Below are 19,220 nucleotides of genomic sequence, written 5' to 3'. Positions count from 1 at the left end.
CAGGAAATGAATAGAACTTTGATGGTTTTACGCATGGAATAAGAAAATACGGCAGGTTGAATACATTATTTATCCCCCAACTCAGTTTCAACCAATTTTATATACCTCATAAAATTTCCTTGCAAGGTATATTCTCTCAATATTTTATCCCTTCCTTTCTTTCCAAATTCCTTTCTCAACTGAGGGTCAAGTATTAGTTTTTCCAAGGCGCTTATCCACTCTTCTGATGTACAGGCTAAAAACCCATTCTCCCCATGATTGACCACTTCATTGTTCATTCCTATAGGTGAGGCTACCACCGGTAGTCCGCAGCCCATGTATTGAATTAATTTATAGGCACACTTCCCATTTTCCCATGGACTATCCGGTAAAGGCATGATGCCAATATCCATTTTAAGAATGGCATCTACCTCCCCTTCTTCCGTCCAAGGAATGGACTCCAATTTACCTTCAAACTTTATTTTACTCTTTCCATTGACCAATAAAAACTTTATTGGATGGTGTTGATGAAGCCAATTTAATACCGGCACCATAGGTTCTAAGTATTTGAGGGTGCTTGGAGAGCCAATCCAGCCAATGGTTACGCTTTTACTTGTTGTATGACAAATTTTTTCTTTATACCTATTTGTGTTTACAACAGTTGGAAAAACCGCAACATTTAATGCACCTGCCATTATTGCCCTATTTTTTAAGTATTCATTTCCTACCACCACCTTACTTGCCAATTTCATCACTTGGTCAATCTTTTTGGGCATAAGCAGACGTACCATACGGTTATTACTTAGGTCATAATTATGAAAAACAGCATCGTCATAATCCACCCAATACCCTTTCGAATGAGCAAGCATCCACTCTGCAATTGCCGGTAAATAGGGGAAAATTTCTTTTTCAATAATGATCAAATCATACTTATGGACTGTGAAAAGCAAGAAAAATCTACGAAAATAGCATTTCATTACATGCCAATACCCTGGAGATTGGTGGCTATAAATATTATTTAGGTATTGTTCAGTAAAGAAAGAATGGACAGAAACCGAATAGCCCATTTTTTCCCATAAAGGCAAAAACTGGAATGTCCTTAATCTGCTACTCGCTCCTTTTCTGGGATATTTGGGCAGAAATAATAAATTTCTTTTTTTCAAAGTCTAAAAAATATAAAGTAATCAGGTAGCATTCTTCTTTTTGGCATCAATAATGGCTTGCCTACGCTGAAAGAATTTTTTCCTGTCTAGGTTTCTTAAGTGAAGCGTATATTTTTTGTGGACAATTAAATACAAACAAAAAAGTAAAAAATAGATCATCAACATATTTTTCATGCGCATGGCTATACCTAAGTTGCTCAAGGCATTCATAAAGGCAAAAGTCACTGGAATAAAGGTAACCATGGCTGCTTTTAAAAATAGAGGCATATCCCTCAATGCTTCCACCGACCAATTTTTATAAATAAAAAGGCTTAACCATAGATAAAGTAAATTTTCAAAGGAGCTAATAAAGCTAACTATATTATGTGCATCAAAGAATAACGGTCTAAAAAGGTAAGTGAATAATTTCATGGGCAAAGAGTAAGAAGAAATATTTACTCCGGACCCAACTTTTATTGTATTTAAATTCCCTGATTTACTTGAGGAAAATGCTTCCAATGTTGCCAAATCAAAATCCTCCAATTTTAATGCCTCCAAAGTGTAGGTACTCATATAGATTGACCCAATAAGCGCAAGTGAAGCCAAACCAAACTTATACGCTCTATTAATATCGGTACCTAAAATAATGGCAATTGCTGCCCCACCAATAAGTGCCTGTCCCATATGGGGTCTACACATATAAACGAAAAAAAAGGCAATGGAGGCTTGCCACCATTTCTCTTTGTATTGCTGAATGGAAAATAAAAACCAGGCAATGGCCCAAAAAGCGATGGCATCTTTGCCTACCCCCGAAGTCCAGAAATGTAAATTGGTTATATAAAAAACTGTTGGATAGAGTGGAATGCCTAAAATTTCATGATTGGTAGGGAAATATTTATAAACCAGTACAAAAACATATCGAATTCCAATAAAACCCAAGAAACCAAAAAGGATATTCCCTGTGAAATAGCTTAACCCTAAAATTCGGCTGGGTATATAGGTTAACCATAAAATAAAAGTAGTTCCTTCTCCAAAAAATTTCATCCAACTTGGGTCGTGAACTATCACCTGTTCCATGGTAAATAACCAATATCCACGAGAATCACCTCCGAAATTTATTATATACCAACCATAAAAAAGACTAAAAAATAAATGATATACCAAAAGGTAATGTAAATGAAATAAATACTTATTGGGCAACTTGTATTTATGGCTAAACGTGATATTGGATTTATATATCAGTACTAGGAGGAGGATTATAATAAAAACGTCTAACAACTTATAGAAATTTATTAACGGTTTTTTGTTAAGAGAGAATCGTAAAGCTTTTCAAGTGAGCTTGTATAGGTCGAAATACCATACATTTTTGAAGCCCTCAAATAACCTTCTTCACCCATTTTCAAACTGCTTTCAGGATTATTAATCAAATAATTAATGCCATTTGCAATGCTTTGAGGATCCGATGGAGGAACCAAAATCCCCGTTTGCTCATTTTGAACTACATCTTTTAATCCGCCTACTTCAGTTGCAATAACTGGCAATTGATGGAACATCGCTTCAACAGCCACCAATCCAAAACCCTCTTGTGCACTTGGAATACAGAAGCAGTCCATTATCTTATAATAGGTTGCTGTATCCTCTTTAAACCCTAACGATATGAATTGTTTTTCAATTCCCAACTCTAAAGCAAGACCTTTCAAATAAACTAGATCTGGTCCATCGCCAATCAGTAAAAACTTTATATGAGAATAGTTCAGGATTTTTATTGCCTTTATAATATCAGAATACTTTTTAACATGGTCATGTACACGTCCCACCGAACCCAATATGTAATCTGACCCATTAAGGCCTATATCTTCCCTTTTAAAATTTTCCCCTTTGGAAATAAAATTCTGGTTATCAACTGCATTATTTAGCAGGTATACCTTGTTGGCAGGTATTCTAGCTTTCTTTATCAAATACTGAGTAACCGAAGGAGAAATACCTATAACAAGGTCCGCTAATTTTGCCAATTGTCTTTGAAGCCAAATGGCCTTAAGGGATCGTTTTTGAGGATCTGAAGTTTCCTCTAAAATGATAACTGGAACTTTCCCAAGAAAACCACAGATACTTGCCATACACATCCCTTCAAAAACCGCCCCATGGATAATATCTGGGGAAAACTCTTTAATAATGGTTAATACCTTTCTATATTTCCCAATTTCAAAAGGAGTTTTGAAAGACCCAACCTGATATAGCTGAATACCTTCGTTTTCTAAAGCCAATTTAATCGGCCCTTTGGCATTGGTACAGACAATCCGCAAATCAAAACGATCTTTATTATAATGTCTTGCAAAGCCAAGACGCATTACCTCTACCCCACCAGATGAAATTGTTTCAATGCAATTCAAAATTTTTATTTTTTTCAAAATTTCTTTTGCTTAACTGGTTAAGAACGTAAATTATAATATAATTTCAATAAACTATTTCCATATTTTGAAACTGTAAAATCAGAACCTCTTTCAATTGCATTTTTCTTTAATCTTTCCTTTTCTTCTTGGGTCATATGACTAACCAACTCCATTAAAGAAAGCAACTGAGAACCATTTTTTGGATCAAATAATAATCCATTTTTTCCAGAAGTAATGATTTCTGAAGGCCCGCCAACTTGGGTAGAAATAACGGGTAAACCACAAAGCATGGCCTCAACCAAAGATATTGAAAAGCCTTCAGACAAAGAGGGTAAAATAAAAACATCGGATTTCATCAAAAAAGGAATAACATTTTTTATAAATCCGAAAAAAACAACCTTTTCGGAAATTTGATACAGTTCAGTTAATTTTACTAATTCACCTTTTTCAGGTCCTTCTCCAATAATCCATAGAACAGAATTTTCGTTGCCTTGAACTTTTAAGAATTCATGAAAAACCTGGATTAAAAGTTGAAGATTTTTGATTGGGACAAGCCGACAAGTAGTAACAAATATTTTGTTAAATTCTAATTTTAAATTATCATTATCTACGAAATCATCATTTACTAAGGCCTTTTCTCTATTTGAAATAGCAACAGGATTGTAAACTACGGTTATTTTCATTTTACTCACCTCGCTTAATTCAATCAACCGTTTCCCAACGGCTTTGGAAATAGCAATTACTTGGTGAGAAGTGAGATAAATAAACTTAAAAAGATTACGGAAAATTAAACCATGATTGGGGAAACCAATTTCCTCTCCTATTCTGACAGGGGTTTGAAAGATAAAGCCAGCCAATAATCCATGGAAATTGGCCTCAGCACCAGAAGAATGAATGACATCGGGATTATGAAACTGCAAAAATTTTAAAATTTTAGATATTAATTTGACGTTTGGAATTTTAACTTTTTCATTTAATACTTTTACCGAAATACCCATAATTTCAATTTCGCGGCAAATCCTTCCACCACTGCCTAAAACAAGAATGATTAATTCATGATCGGTATTGTCAATAAAAAAGCTAGAGGTTAATTTCAGTCTTTGTTCAACTCCTCCAAAATCCAATTGACTAATTATTCTACAAATTTTCAAAGTTTAACAATCTTTTGGATCCTTTCAAAGGACTTTTCTTTTGAATAATGGTTAATAATAATCTTTCGATTTTGATCCATTTCATCCTGTGCTAAAGGTGAAATTAAAAGTTTAGCATTCAACATTAAATCCTCTATAGCGTAAAAACACACCCCTAAACCCTTTAAAAATTCATAAACAGGATTTTTTTTAAATAAAAATAATTTTGTTCCTGAATACAATAATGAATAAATATTACCCATTCCTTGTTGACGCAAATGAGGCATTATGGCAAAACCACATTGATTAAGGATTTGGTTGTACTCATTTAAAGGCAAGAACTTCCCAAGAATTTCAAAATTCAAATTAGGATAATTTTTAGGAATGTAATCAATTAGGAAGTCCTTATATTTAGCATGACCATAACTAAGAGGGATTACGATTTTATTTGTAATTCCCAAATGATTGATGGATTCCAAAATATCAATATGATTACAAGAAAATGTGGCACTATTGCCCAAGAGAATATTTTCACCCTTGTGAAACTTATTGTTTTGATTAAGGTAACTCACATCACCAAATGTAAAATCTATACAATCAAAATTTAAAGAGGGATACTTGTCCTTAATAATTGAGAACTCATTTGGTATAATTGGTGCGAAATGAGTCAAAGTCTTAAGTGCAGGCAATACTTTTCCATATAGAAATATTTTTTGATAAATAGCTAAGGCTATACGTTTAAACAAAAAATGCCCATTAAATGAATAAAATAAATTTTGTGTAATTTTTAAATAAAGAGATTGAAAAGAAGTTGAGTTTAACAAGTAATAATAATAATCAGCTCCATATCCTATCCAAATTTTTTTACATTTTAAGTTTTTTCGTTTTAGTAAAAAGGAAATATTATGTAGATGCAAGAAATAAAAAATGACTACGTCATGGTCAAGTGGTATAAAATCATTTAAAAAAAAATATTTGGAGACAAACTTTACAGATGGATCATTAAAATATTTAGATGATTTAGAATTAGAAACTAAAAAAAATCTATGATTTTCATCTCCGTTAAATTTCTTAAACGATTCTATTACCCAATCAGAAAACTTTTCATCATTCAGAATGTGATAAATCATCTTTTAGTGTCCTTACCGATTAAGATATTAAAAAATTCTGACCAGCTTCCAAAGAAAATTAAAAAAGAAACAATTAAAATTTTGAAAGAATCTACAAAATTTATTGTAAACAACTTTTTAATTGAAAAAGTAACTCTCTTATATGAAAAAATAAGCATAAACCGAATGAAGCCGGTTAAATCGCCTTTAAATCTTCTTTGATAAGTACCACCAATGAGCCTTCTATATTTATAAACTATTTCATGTACGAAATATCTCGATGGATGAAATACTGTTATATATTCAGAATAATATAGTGGCACACTATTACTAATAATTTTAGATAATTTAGTATCACCATTTGATTTAAGAGTATCATCAAAAAATGAAATTGAATAAAATATTGACTTATAGGAAAACCAGTTTCCTGCACCGCATGAATTATCCTTAGAATATGCTAAAAAATCAAAACCTGTATATTTTTCATAAGTTTCAGCAAACGACAATTTAAACTGATCTCGATAAAATAATGGCACTTTACCAGTTAAAATACCTATTTTATTATCTTTATCAATTCTAAAGTATCTATAAGCATTTCTAAGCCAATTTTTATCAGGAATACAATCAGAATCAGTTAAAGCAATAATATCATACTTTGCGTTTCTTATCCCTGTATTCCTAGCGGCATATGAACCAATTTTAGATTCTTTAATGACCCGTAAATCCAAATCAGGATACAGTGAATTAAAATCAAGGATGGGCGAAGAAGAATTATTGTCAACAATAATTATTTCAAAAAGAGAATAATCAAAAGTTTGACAATTGAGTGAATCTAAAGTTAATTTTAACCTATCGAAATCGTTATAAACAGGTATAACCACTGAAAATATCATATTTTATTAAGGTAAAATTTAAGAGCTAATAATTTCATTTTAACCCTCCTTTTTAAATAAAAATATAAAAAAATAAATCTATCAGATAATTTAGGGAATTCTTGATAATTAAAACTAAAATCTTTAAGCAAATGGAAATCAGTAAAAATCAATGGTTTGGCAAAAAAACCCGAACTAACATTTATTTCATGAATAATCATACACCACATTCTTTTTCCACTCTTGATATGGAAAGTCTGATTATCCCTATAATATTCAGTATGCTTTTTAAACCAAACTGATTTCACTTTTTTGTCTAAAGGAACTCTTTCAATTAATGAAATAAATGGATTACACTTATGAACAACAGTACCCAAAACAAATTTGCCTTTATGATATAAAAATCCTTTGTCAAAATTAACAGGCATATAATCCTGATAATTAAAAACATTTTGTACTTTTTCAATATAATCAAAAGAAATTAGATCATCCGAGTCTAACCTTGAAGTAATCATATGACTACAATTAGGGATTAGCATAGAGGATAAATCTTTAATTATAATATCAGATAAATCTTTAAAACCTCCATCCATGAGGCATATTTTAAAAGAAATTGATGATATTTTTTTTGAAATATATTCTATGTATTTTTGTTCAGTTCTAGAATCAAAATAAATTAACCAAACAAATTTTTTTGATGATTGCTTTAAAACAGCTGGAATACAGTACTGAATAAATAATTCCATCCTATTTTTTAACCAAATTTCAGGTTCAATATTTTTAATTTCACATCTTTCAATATATGCAACATTAAACCTGGTTAACAAAAAGTGCTGAAATTTCATAAATCACATATACTTAAAATAAATATTAATTAATTTTTTATTTAGAACACTTTGTTCAAAATTATTTATAATAAATTCACGACTCCTTTTCCCAAATTCAAGCCTTAAATTGTTATTATTTATAAGTGTTAACAGTCTATCAGAAAAAGTCTCAATATTCCCAGACGGAACAAGGTATCCGGTACCACCATTAATAATTCCGTATTTTACTCCCCCAACATTTGAACAGACTACTGGCATTTCCATAGATTGTGCCTCTTGAATAACTAAACCTTGAATTTCTTCACGGCCATTAATTGGGTCTGGTATACCTGTGTAAATAAAAATATCACCGATTGAAAAATAATGCTTAATATCATTTTGAACCAAACCTCCTGTGAAATGAACTTTATCATTAAGATTGTTGGAAAAAACATAATCTTCTAATATTTGAAGCTCAGGCCCAGCACCTATAATGGTTAATTTAAGAGATATTGAACTTTTAGAAATAGTGTTTTTAAATATTTTAAGGGCATTTAATGGGCCTTTAAGTGAAATCAATCGACTACAAAAAACAATGTTAATTACTGAATCCTTTTTTGAAATTAACTCTGGCTTTTGAAAAAGTTCTGTATCTACACCAACTGGTAAAATAGAAATTTTATCTTCAATTTTGGAGTTAATTTTTAACAAAAGTTCCTTACTATAATTATTATTTACTAATAATTCTGAAGAATGTTTAAATATATTTGAGTAGTTTTTTTTGTATAAGGAAATAAATTTAGGTATGATATCAACACCATGGAATGATACAATAACAGGAATATCTTTAAATATTTTAGACTTCTTGTATAAACAAATGAATCTTCCAGAATGTCCAAAATGAGCATGAATTATGGAAGAATTTTGAATTTTATTTAAATAAATATAATTATATGGGATATATAAAGATAATGCATGAATACCATATTTAATTATGTTGAAAAATTTTAAAGATTCAAAAATATATTTAACAGAATAATTATCTAAATATGATCTAATTATTTTAATAAAACGTTCAATAATATTTTTAGGTACAGGAGGAATAAAAATAGTTTTATCCAATAATGAATACTTATTGACTTGAGGATGTACTTTTTTTAAATCTCCTACTGATCTTGAAACTATACAAACTTCAAAACCATTCTCAACACAATAAACAATTTGATTTAATATGAATGTTTCAGATAAAGCTGGAAATTCATTAAGTATAAATGTGATCTTTCTACTCATTTAAAAGTACTTTAATTAATATCCATCTTTTCATAAACGTCAAGAATATTGAATAGAAGTGTTTGGATACTAATATTTTAGATAGATAAAAAATAAGATCATCTTTACTTAGGCTTGATTTATTTTGAAGAATCAAATGAAAAATATGAAAAACTATTTGATATTTAATTTGATCCTTTATTTCATTATTATGAATAAGTTCGTATTCTTCGTATAACTCTTGTATTCTTTTTTTCTGATAACCAATTGACCCTTTATTAAATGAAATTCCATGAATATGCCCTCTATACGAACTCATTATTTGGTCAATATATATTCCATTTCCAATTTCAAAAAACTTCAAATAAAGTAAGAAATCACCGTGACTATGATTTATTTTAATGATATCAAAATCAATTTTATTTCTAAAAACGATAGAAGATGTTGCTTTACCTCCCATTCTAAAAAATTCTTTTACTTTAATTATACTAGTCTTTGATTTTATTGGAAAAACTGAAAAGATAGTATCATCATTCTCATTCTTAACCTTACAAGCCTTATGAAACGAAAAAGAATAACTTTCATTTTTTTCTAAAAATTGAATCTGAATTGCAAGTTTGTTTGAATCCGTCCAAAAGTCATCTCCTTCGCATAAAGCTATGTATTTACCTCTGCACAAATTTAAAGCCTTATAAAAATTAGACATTACACCTAAATTTTCATCGTTTTTAAAATATCTAATTACATTATTTTTATCATACTTCTCAATTATCTCCAAAACTTTAGAATCTGTATCGTCAGGAGATTTGTCATTTAAAATAACCAGTTCAATATCTCCCGCATATTTTTGATCTAATACTCCAATAATTGCCTTTTTAATATAGTTTGCATGGTTATAGGTAATCATGCAAACACTCACTAAGGGGTTGTTATCTTTTAATTTCATAAATTAAAAAGTTCAGGCAATTTTTTTTATTACTCTTCCTGGCACACCTACGACTGTGCAATTGTCAGGGACATTCTTAGTCACAACGGTTCCTGCACCTATTATAGCATTATCCCCTATTTTCACTCCAGGTAAAACAATTGCTCCTGCTCCAATGGAGCAAAAATTACCTATGCTACATTTCCCAAGTAGTTGTACCCCTGGATTAATAGATGAAAACTGTCCAATTTGTGTTTCATGATGAATCTGGCTTCCTGAATTAATTAAAGTTCCTTTTCCTGAGATAACATTCGCGCCTATAAAACAAAAATTAAAAACATCCGTCAATTCAAGTTTTGCATAACTACTTATTATTGCAGATTTTGCTCTTATTTCAGTGGGTATTCCTCCCAAAGAAGAGAACATTTTAGTGAAATATGCTCTGGTTTTACCATCTCCAACTCCTAGAATAAACCTAGGGTCAATACCAAATTGGATTTTTATGTCGATTTGATTCTTAATAATGGAATAGGCATTTTGAAAAATCAATTCTTCTGTAAAATCATCATAAAAAATAGCGCCCTCATCTTTTTTTTGGGCCACTAACACATCTAAAACCTCCATGGCATGTCCACCAGCACCTGCTATTACCATTTTATTTATTAAGATTTATTTACCCAAGGAAATTCAGAAATTGAAGCCTTGATATTTAAAAATTGAAACAATTTCTCTACTCCTCCCTCATCCTGAAGGTTAATGACAATTAATTTGTCTTCTCTTCCTTTGAAATATTCTTTCACCTCTTCAATATGATTTAAGTAGAGGTTAATCAAAAATGCTTTGTTATATAAATCCTTGTCCTCCTCAAAACCATATACCTGGCTTAAAAACTCCCATATCCATCCTTTATATATATAATCACCTTCCTTTAGGGACTTTACTGTAGGGGAATTTCCATTGTTAAATTTTAATGAATGAAATTTCACTAAAGAGTTGTACCATTCCTCTGGTGAGTCCCTAACACTTAAAATAAACTTCGCATTGGGGTATTTTTCATCCAAAACCTTATAGGTATTTGGGGTGCTAAATGGATAATCTTGAAAGAACTGGGCTTTTTCTATATGTTTCAACAAGCCTTCAAAATTACCCATTTGAATCTCTGAAAGTAGGAATTCAGCTTCACTTTGATCACCTACGACAAAACCCAATTTGGAAAAAAGGACTTTCAATGAAGTAGTTCCTGTTTTATTAAACCCTATACAAAAGACTTTAGGTTTACCAAAAACCTTAGCCCTATTAATAAAGCTGGCTATTTTAATCTTTAAACTGATCATTTATTAATTCGCAAATAAGCTGTTGCTCTGAAAAGCTTAAGTCATAATACAAAGGAAGGCATAAAATTCTTCGACTTAAATTTTGGGAAATCGGTGCGTCTCCGTTAACATAGTCTAATTCATTGAGACTGGGATAAAAATACCTCCTACAGCTTATTTCATGTTGACCCAATTTATTTTTTATATTTAACAATAATTCCTCACTTTCAAAGATTACGGGATAATATGAATAATTTTCAGAAGGAATAATTTGAATTTTATCTTTTATGGAGACTGTATTTTTAAAGAACTTATTGTATTTGTTAGTTAAGTCCCTCCTGTGACTGATGATCGATTCATAATAAGGTAGGTTTGATAAGCCCATTGCTGCATGGTATTCAGAATTTTTGGCATTTATGCCTGGTCCATTAAATTTATCAAAACCATCATGCCCAAAATTTCGCAAATAGCCCATCCTCTTAATCAATTCCTGATTCTCGCTAAAGACTCCTCCCCCTTCTACGGTATGAAAAATTTTAGTAGCATGGAAACTGGTGGTACTAATATCACCATAGCTAAAAATACTTTTCCCTTTAAAAGTAACACCAAAAGCATGGGCTCCGTCATATATCACTTTTAATCCATGCTTTTTGGCGATTCTATTTAATTCATCTATTTCACAGGGATTTCCAAAAACGTGGGTAGCCATAATCGCCGAAGTATTGGGGTTTATTGCCGCTTCAACTTTATTGGCATCGATATTTAAAGTTTTTGGATCAATGTCTACATAAACAGGCATACAACCTTCCCAAACCAGGCTACTCGTAGTAGCAACATAGGAAAATGGAGTGGTAATTACTTCTCCCTTAATTTTTAAAGCTTTTAGCGCAATTTGAAGTGCAAGTGTTCCATTTCCTAAAAACAAAAAATGATTTAGTCCAAGTAAATCTTTAATTTTTAATTCGAATTCGTTAACAAGAGGTCCATTGTTCGTTAACCAATTTCTTGACCATATGCCTTTAAGGTACTGCTCATAATCTTCAATTGGGGGTAGAAAAGGTTTGGTTACCGGGATCATTATTAATTTATTTATTTTTTAAAAAGCCTGTAAAGCAACCATCTTCTTAAATGCAGAAGAATTTTTTTCCAATTCTTCAAAATCACCGGATGCCTGTATTTTCCCACCCTTCAATAATAAGATACGGTCAACATTTTTGATTGTCGACAAGCGATGGGCAATAATTATTATAGTTATTTGTCCTTTTAATTTGTCTATATTCTCTTGAATTCCAAATTCAGTTTCAGAATCCAAAGCAGATGTGGCTTCATCCATAAGCAGTACATCAATTCCCTTGTACAACTCCCTGGCAATAGAAATCCTTTGTTTCTGACCTCCACTTACCATAATTCCATTATTACCAAGTCGACTGTCCTCTTTGTTGTCCAAGGTCTCAATAAACGCTAAAACTGAGGCTTTACTTAATGCTTCTTTGCATTTCTTTCTGTTCTCGATAGTATCTTTGTCCCAAAAACTCACATTATTGAAGATGGTGTCGTCAAAAATCACTGGTTCTTGAGTAATGTAGCCTATTTTCTTCTGGAAATGATTTCTATCAATCTCTTTCATATCATTTCCATCAATGGTAATTGCCCCAGTATCTGGCAAAAAAAGACCTGCCATAATATTCATCAAAGTAGACTTTCCTGAACCACTTTCTCCTACAATTGCTATGGCTTGATTTTTAAATACCGAAAATGAAATACTATCCAAGATCCTCTTTTCCCCATAGCCAAAACTAACCTTATCTAACCTTATTTCGTTGTGAAAGCCTTTAACCTTGGTATTACCATGGGATTCACTTCCCTCTTTTAATTCTTTAGAAAACTCCTTTATATTTTCTAGAGAACCATAATTTGCCATAACTGAATTCCAATAAGCCTGTAAAGCCAATAAATAGGTTAATGACCGGTAAAAAAATAACAAACTCAATATTATTCCGGAAATACTCCCCCCCGTTATATTGACCTCAAAAAGAATAACAGCAACAATAATAATAATTATTATCGGCTCTCTGATGGCAGTAATTATTGAGGAAAATAAACCAAGTTTTCTATAATGGTACTCGATGGCATTGATTTGACTTCTAAGCTTATTGCCATAGGTGGTAAGAAGTCCACTCGCTTTTAAATACTTAAAATTCGCTATTTTTTGAATTAGGAGACTTTGAAAATAGTGGTTCCCTTTTGAAACGTCTACGGAATGTCTTTTCGTTCTTTTATAAATGGCAGAGTAAAGAAAATTTGAAAGCACTCCTCCAATCATCACGAAAAGTGAAAATCGCACATTTACGCTAAATGCCATTGCCACATAAATGAAAATCATAGAAAAGGCCTGTAATACATACATATAACTATTAAAGGCAATTAAAATCCTTTCTATTTCACCTGTTGCAGTATTTTGAATTCTCCCAGAATCTTGTTTAATGAAATTTTTGAAGGAATAGCCTTCAAATAAATCTACAATGGAAAGCCTCATTTTTTTTACAAAAAATCTTCTAACTAAAACACTGTAATACTGTTCAAAAAACTTTAAAACACCTTTGAGTATAAAAAAGAAGGCCATTATCAAAAGAATAGCTGAAACCGTAATTGGAATTCCTAAACTGCCCATGCCATCTAGTATAAATCCAAGCTTGCCCATGCCTTCACCGCTGGCATCCCCCCCATCTACCATTTCCAACAAAGGCAAAAACATGGTAAGCCCTAGTCCATCCATCAAGGCTACCAACATACTTAGCCCAAAAGCAATAAAAAGCCTTCCACGAACTATTTGATAGAAGTAGGAGAAGTAATAAAAATATTTTTTAATAAATGTCTTGAGTATATTCATTGATAAATAATCCCTTTAAGGCTTAAGCTAATTCAGAATCCATGTTGCTTTTTATAAAATCAAACTTTTTTACCATGCTCACTACATGCTTGGAAATTAATTCGGGGGTTGCATATTCATCCATATACCTCCCCAAAAAATGACTTAACCTACTGTTATGAGACTGAGCAATGTCCTCAGTCAAATGGTCTATTTTGTGTCTGGGAAGTATTTCAATAAATCCAGCTGACAGGGCTGTGGGAATCAACATGTGGGAACCATGTACCCCTAGCACCAAATGACTTCGCCGATAAACCTCATTCCACTTTCGCTCTATGGACTCCTGCATTTTCTCTACACGCTCGTCATGGCATCCATGGGGAAATTTTCCGTTCCTACCTATTCCGGTGACATAAAAGGCTACATTCGGGAAGGATTTTCTGACTCTATTAACTAGCCGCCTCAATAAACTACCTTGCCTGTGCTGCAAAATGTCCTCCACCCAATTCTGAAAATTGTATTTTATAGATGCCTTATGTAGCAGATCCAATCCTTTGCTATTTAACCAAAATCGATCAGAGCGCCAGATAAATGTGAGCTGTAATGGTAGCCGGTCAAATTCTTCCAACTCAAAAGGCTTAACCCCAAGAATTTCCTTAAAATCTAGCTGCTCTTGATCAATGTGAACTGGCACAACACTGAGGGCCACTGAATGGAACCGTTTAAATTGTTGCTTGACCCATGAATCCAATCCTTGAACTCCCTCACCTATGTTTTCTAAAGGCAAATCTACCGACCAGATCTCTACCTCTTTATCGGAAATCAGCCATCGGCAGCGTTCTGGAAGCAGAACGCCCAAGGTTTTTTTTGGAAAATGCTTTTTAAGCAAATACACGTTATAAATCTTGGTAAATACATGTCCAAAACAACTGTCCAGGCAATTGACTAAAAGGAGGTCTCCCCCTGAAGAAGTTTGTATAAGCTGAATAGGAACCTCTTTAATAGGTGGATTCTGAATAGAATTGATAAGCGGTTCTGCCATCCAAGATCCTTCTTTTTGGTTAAATTTCTGGTGTTTTCCGTCTCGGCTAAAGGTAACTGGGAAAAGGATAGCGTGCCCAATAGGTAAAGTGGCGTAAAATTCTAAGCTGCAGTCAGAACAGATATGGCTTGTAAGACAATGCGTCCCTTGAAAATACAATGTGCCATTGCTCAATCCTAAAACACCACACCTTGGACATTGACTTTCGCTTTGGCCTATTTCAGGATAAATTTCAATCATCCCCTACCATTTTCTTAGGCCTAATCTATCTAAATGATAGCTTGTGAGGGTCTTTATACGGCTTCTTTTGGCTGCTTTACTCTCAACAATACTGTATTTAAGCTCAGGGTTGAACACCAAAGCGGCATAGGACAGGTTAGAAGGTGATAAGATAAGCTCATTACAGCAAGATAGGCTTATGCAGTCCAGCAAAGCCTCTTTAGCTAGCCTAGGACCATCCTTAAATGTCTCATTGTTATGAATGGAAATTGCTCCTTGAGACCTGACAAAATCATGGGCCATTATTTTAGGTGAAAATTCTTTTTTCAATTTTTCCAAAAGCTGTTGATCATCCGTAGCTACAAAGATCTTGTCATAGGTCGAAAATTTTCTTCTTATGTGATGAAAAAAAACTGACTCATCGGCCGGCGGAACTTCCAAAAAATGATCGGTTTTGCGAAAATGGACACCTAGGATTTTTTCATTGTCCATGATGCTCCTGATCTTGTCGATCTCTGCTTGTAAGGCGCTTTTGAATTTAAGCCCCTCTTTCATTAATTGGTGTAACAACCTAAGGTGCTTTCTATTCCAAATACGCAATGGGTAAACTTCATATTGTTGATTTAGTACCAAGGTATCTGTACGCTTTACTGTTACTTGATTAAAGAAATACTCCCAAAAATTATTCTTTACTTGACCTGAATAAGCATAGGCTACATTACTGAAATCAACGAAAAATGGTAATCCATATTTTTTCGCAAAACCAATACCGTATACCACCTGAAGAAATAAAGAAAAAAAACCTCTGCTACATTTTCCTTTTGGATGATGTTCACAAAAAAACTCATTTTGGACACATGAGATCATGTATCTGGTATTTTTTTGGTTCAATTGGTTTAACCTTTCTGCTGAAATTGAAGACCTTTTAGGCATCTATCTACAAAGCTTTGTATACCCTATCCAAATTTCTCCAGGTTTCGACGGGTACCTTATAATGCCTATGAATATAAGACTTAGCACCAAAGCTTTCTTTCCACTTAAAAAGCCCCTTATTGATACTAAGCCCTTGATTTTCGTTGGAATGACCAAAATCTAAAAAAGAGTATTTTCCTGTAAATGTGTTCGCAAGATGATTGACCAAAGCATCTAAAGCATGCAATTCTCTGCCTTTGCTATTGCTTGCCAGGTATTGGGTATGGATGCAATTTTTGGAAAAATAAACCGTGGCACCGGCTACCATCAAGCCCTCCTTAAAAACATTGAATTGTCGAATTTTTCCAGGAAACTTATCCATCAAAAATGTCATTTCTTCATAACTGTGGGTAGGTTCTGTTTGGTACCTGTTTTGAAGGTTAGGAAGAAGCAAGGCATCCCAAAAACTTTTTACCTCATTGGATTCAATTATTTTTAAATTCTGTCGACTAGCTTGTTTGATATTGGCTTTCCTTCCTTTATTCTTTACCTCTAATGGCAGGTTTATCGTCAATGACAATTCCATTTGTGTAGTTTTGGCATTTGTCAGATGCATGATATAATCCATGGCTTCATCCTGAATCGAATTGTAGAATGCCGGTGTTTCTTTAATTTGTAGATGGCTAAGCCCCAACGACTCAAAATATTTCATTAAGGCTTTGAACTGTTCAAGTTTATGATCAAAAGAGCAGGGTACCTGAATTAAGCCGGCGTAACTTAGTCCTTGATGGGAATAGACCATATCTCCTTCCCTATGGGCTGCAAATACTGCTACCGGCTTGGTATTGTTATACAATATTACCGAGCAATCCTGAAATTTGCCTGGTGAATGATACGCTAAAAAATCTCTCTCATGCATTATGGTGGCATTGGTAGCCTTTTGAAGTACCCTCCCCCAGTCCTTTTTAAGGTCAGGAGAATAATGCATTACCTCATAATTTTTGACAAGCAAAAGCTAGTGTATATTTTGGGGTTTTAATCCCGGTCGCCAATGGGCGATCAAAGTTTCTTTAATGGGCTGAAAACCAACCTTTTTATAAAAATCCATGGCCCTTTTGTTGGCCTTCTGTGTAGAGAGTCCCAGCAATTTAAAGCCACAGCCATCAAGCATTACTAAAGCCTCATGCATTAATTTCCTTCCTATTCCTCTTCCTTGCTCACTTCCTTTGACGGCAAAAAGACCAACATGGCCTCTACCTCTAAGTAACTTAAATGTAATAAATCCCACCAATTTTCCGGAAATCCGAGCAACGATAACTTTATGTTTTTCTGCCTTAATGGTTTCCCACCATGTACTGTATAATTTTTCGTATTCTTGATTGGCTAATAATATATCCTGCTTGAATCTGGACCACTGTCCACTTGAAAAGATTAACTCCCTTAAGGCTTTCTGATCTGATTGAGAAAGATTTCCGGAAACAATCATTTCTGAAACTTCAACTTCATCATCAACTTTCGGGCTTTGAACCAAGTCCGATTTTATGATATTTTTAACCAAGTCAACCCTGGTACTTATCGGTGACCATCCACCCAATTTAACCAAACCGGGTTTCCCCATCACATAAATTAAATCGAAATTTTTAGCTTGATTGTTTACTATTTCTAAATCAGGAAGGCATCTTCCCAATTGTAGCTGTCCTACCCTGTATCCAAACAAAGAAGTGTCAAAAGGTAAAAACTTTATCATTTTAAGTCTTTTGGTCTACAATATAGCGTGGACGGTTTTTCACCCCTTCAAAAGTTTTCCCAACATAGAGCCCCACTATTCCAATGGTTGTTAATAAAAGCCCAAAGAGTATCCAAAGGGAAATGATAATACTTGCATAACCCGGCACTACAATGGCTCCTGAAAAATAACGTATCAAGGTGATCAATGCAAATAAAAACCCGATTAATGCGACAATTAAACCTGATTTAATGGTCAATCGAAGGGGCTTGTCAGAAAAAGCAAGTAGGGTGTTCAATCCCAAATGGAATTTAGATTTGAAAAAATAGTTGGAGTGCTGATTCCTAGAAACACCATGTTTTACATTCAATGTGCTTTGTTTAAACCCTACCCAATGTACCATGGTGGGAAAATACCAATTGGACTCCTTCATTTGTAGCACCTGATGAATTACCCTTTTATTGTATACGCCGAAATTACCAATGCTGGGATCCTGTTTGATTCCGGACATAGAATAAAAAATCTGATAATATACTATGGTCAAGACTTTTGAAAACCAAGTAGCTTTTTTATCCATTCTTCTGGCCAAGACTGCATCATAACCCAGTTGAGCTTTGGTCAACATCATAGGAATCTCCTCGGGGAGATCTTGTAGATCCGCATCCATCACCACTATCCATTCTCCTTGAGCCAATTCCAAACCGGCAAAAATGGCATGATGTTGTCCGAAATTCCTACTGAATCTCAGACCTCTAATAAAATCCTCTTTTTCTGCTGCCCTACATATAATATCCCAACTTCTATCATTGCTTCCATCATCAATGAATATTAACTCGACCTCTGAACTAATGGCAAACAAAGCCCGCTTTATGCGCTCAATCAATTCATTTAAACCTGCTTCAGACTGAAAAACAGGAATGACTACAGAAAGAAAAATTGGGGACTTAGGCATCATCACTTGCATGTTCATATACCAACAAGCCCGGAAGGCCTTCTACAGGTTCATTTTCCATAATATTGACTTTTAACTTCCTATTAATTTTCTCTTCCGTCTTTTTAATAAGGAAATCCAAGTAGTCTTTATTTATTTTTTCAGCAATTATCGTCAATTCTATGGTCCCTGTATCTTTTCCTTCTGCATAATCTCCACAAATAATGGCTTTATCAACACTTCCTAAACCCTGCACTACTTGATCGATAAGTGTATCAAAACCCAAATATTTGCGCACTATATTTCTTATATCCAGATACAGAGGGTGATTCTCATTGGCTTGGTAGCTTTTGGTTTTGCCCTCAGTCTTCCAATTTAGTAAACCGGCATTGGAAAGTCTGTTAAGTTCTATTCTTACAGAGTTGGTAGATTCACCAAACTCTTCCGCCAAACCTCTTAAGTAACCTCGGTTTTTGGCGTTAGAAAAAAATTTCACAAGTAATTTAATACGAGTCTTGGATGTAATAAGAGATTCTATCAAGATAAAAATGTAAAGTTTGGGCTCTGGAAAGACACCAAATACTAT

General features: G+C 33.2%; 19 protein-coding genes. All 19 read right to left on the bottom strand.

Translation table 11 applies throughout. The annotated features are described in order from the left end of the window. Window positions 1-65: 65 nt before the first annotated feature. On the bottom strand, window positions 66-1,142 hold the full coding sequence (locus tag Q4534_RS17265; RefSeq protein ID WP_303614399.1) for a glycosyltransferase family 4 protein: 1,077 nt from the start codon (window positions 1,140-1,142) through the stop codon (window positions 66-68). A gap of 21 nt (window positions 1,143-1,163) precedes the next feature. Beyond that, window positions 1,164-2,198, bottom strand: coding sequence for a hypothetical protein (locus tag Q4534_RS17260; protein ID WP_303614398.1), 1,035 nt, complete (start codon window positions 2,196-2,198; stop codon window positions 1,164-1,166). A gap of 215 nt (window positions 2,199-2,413) precedes the next feature. Beyond that, window positions 2,414-3,529, bottom strand: a complete 1,116-nt coding sequence (locus tag Q4534_RS17255; protein ID WP_303614397.1) for a glycosyltransferase — start codon at window positions 3,527-3,529, stop codon at window positions 2,414-2,416. 20 nt (window positions 3,530-3,549) lie between these two features. Next, window positions 3,550-4,662, bottom strand: a complete 1,113-nt coding sequence (locus Q4534_RS17250) for a glycosyltransferase (protein WP_303614396.1) — start codon at window positions 4,660-4,662, stop codon at window positions 3,550-3,552. Next, window positions 4,659-5,771 (bottom strand): TDP-N-acetylfucosamine:lipid II N-acetylfucosaminyltransferase, encoded by a 1,113-nt coding sequence (locus Q4534_RS17245; RefSeq protein ID WP_303614395.1) that lies wholly within the window; start codon window positions 5,769-5,771, stop codon window positions 4,659-4,661. Before Q4534_RS17245 ends, Q4534_RS17250 begins: the two co-directional genes overlap by 4 nt. Beyond that, window positions 5,768-6,643, bottom strand: coding sequence for a glycosyltransferase family A protein (locus Q4534_RS17240; RefSeq protein WP_303614394.1), 876 nt, complete (start codon window positions 6,641-6,643; stop codon window positions 5,768-5,770). Before Q4534_RS17240 ends, Q4534_RS17245 begins: the two co-directional genes overlap by 4 nt. Beyond that, a complete protein-coding gene (locus Q4534_RS17235; protein WP_303614393.1) occupies window positions 6,640-7,467 on the bottom strand; it encodes a glycosyltransferase in 828 nt (275 codons plus the stop codon). The genes Q4534_RS17240 and Q4534_RS17235 overlap by 4 nt, the downstream gene beginning before the upstream one ends. Window positions 7,468-7,470: 3 nt before the next feature. Next, window positions 7,471-8,718 (bottom strand): glycosyltransferase, encoded by a 1,248-nt coding sequence (locus Q4534_RS17230; protein ID WP_303614392.1) that lies wholly within the window; start codon window positions 8,716-8,718, stop codon window positions 7,471-7,473. Continuing rightward, window positions 8,711-9,643: a glycosyltransferase gene (locus Q4534_RS17225; protein ID WP_303614391.1), complete on the bottom strand. Its 933-nt coding sequence runs from the start codon at window positions 9,641-9,643 to the stop codon at window positions 8,711-8,713. Before Q4534_RS17225 ends, Q4534_RS17230 begins: the two co-directional genes overlap by 8 nt. A 12-nt stretch (window positions 9,644-9,655) precedes the next feature. After that, the gene (locus tag Q4534_RS17220) at window positions 9,656-10,276 is read right to left on the bottom strand and encodes an acetyltransferase (RefSeq protein ID WP_303614390.1); all 621 of its coding nucleotides are present in this window, start codon (window positions 10,274-10,276) and stop codon (window positions 9,656-9,658) included. Between the two features lie 8 nt (window positions 10,277-10,284). Continuing rightward, window positions 10,285-10,956, bottom strand: a complete 672-nt coding sequence (locus tag Q4534_RS17215; RefSeq protein ID WP_303614389.1) for a sulfotransferase — start codon at window positions 10,954-10,956, stop codon at window positions 10,285-10,287. Next, window positions 10,937-12,013 (bottom strand): DegT/DnrJ/EryC1/StrS aminotransferase family protein, encoded by a 1,077-nt coding sequence (locus Q4534_RS17210; RefSeq protein ID WP_303614388.1) that lies wholly within the window; start codon window positions 12,011-12,013, stop codon window positions 10,937-10,939. Before Q4534_RS17210 ends, Q4534_RS17215 begins: the two co-directional genes overlap by 20 nt. 18 nt (window positions 12,014-12,031) lie before the next feature. Further along, window positions 12,032-13,825: an ABC transporter ATP-binding protein gene (locus Q4534_RS17205; protein WP_303614387.1), complete on the bottom strand. Its 1,794-nt coding sequence runs from the start codon at window positions 13,823-13,825 to the stop codon at window positions 12,032-12,034. 22 nt (window positions 13,826-13,847) lie between these two features. Then, on the bottom strand, window positions 13,848-15,086 hold the full coding sequence (locus tag Q4534_RS17200) for a hypothetical protein (protein ID WP_303614386.1): 1,239 nt from the start codon (window positions 15,084-15,086) through the stop codon (window positions 13,848-13,850). A 3-nt stretch (window positions 15,087-15,089) separates the two neighbouring features. After that, window positions 15,090-15,932, bottom strand: a complete 843-nt coding sequence (locus tag Q4534_RS17195; protein WP_303614385.1) for a hypothetical protein — start codon at window positions 15,930-15,932, stop codon at window positions 15,090-15,092. Between the two features lie 70 nt (window positions 15,933-16,002). Then, window positions 16,003-16,965, bottom strand: coding sequence for a hypothetical protein (locus Q4534_RS17190; RefSeq protein WP_303614384.1), 963 nt, complete (start codon window positions 16,963-16,965; stop codon window positions 16,003-16,005). A 27-nt stretch (window positions 16,966-16,992) separates the two neighbouring features. Further along, window positions 16,993-17,724, bottom strand: coding sequence for a GNAT family N-acetyltransferase (locus Q4534_RS17185; RefSeq protein WP_303614383.1), 732 nt, complete (start codon window positions 17,722-17,724; stop codon window positions 16,993-16,995). A gap of 1 nt (window position 17,725) precedes the next feature. Further along, the gene (locus Q4534_RS17180; RefSeq protein WP_303614382.1) at window positions 17,726-18,658 is read right to left on the bottom strand and encodes a glycosyltransferase family 2 protein; all 933 of its coding nucleotides are present in this window, start codon (window positions 18,656-18,658) and stop codon (window positions 17,726-17,728) included. After that, entirely contained in the window at window positions 18,648-19,175 is a 528-nt protein-coding gene (locus Q4534_RS17175) for an ArsR family transcriptional regulator (protein ID WP_303614381.1), read from the bottom strand. The genes Q4534_RS17180 and Q4534_RS17175 overlap by 11 nt, the downstream gene beginning before the upstream one ends. Window positions 19,176-19,220: the final 45 nt, after the last annotated feature.

The sequence above is a fragment of the Cyclobacterium sp. 1_MG-2023 genome (assembly GCF_030546805.1).
GTDB lineage: Bacteria > Bacteroidota > Bacteroidia > Cytophagales > Cyclobacteriaceae > Cyclobacterium.
The sequence above is the reverse complement of the archived record's forward strand: the minus strand, read 5'-3'. Positions and strand labels throughout refer to the sequence as shown.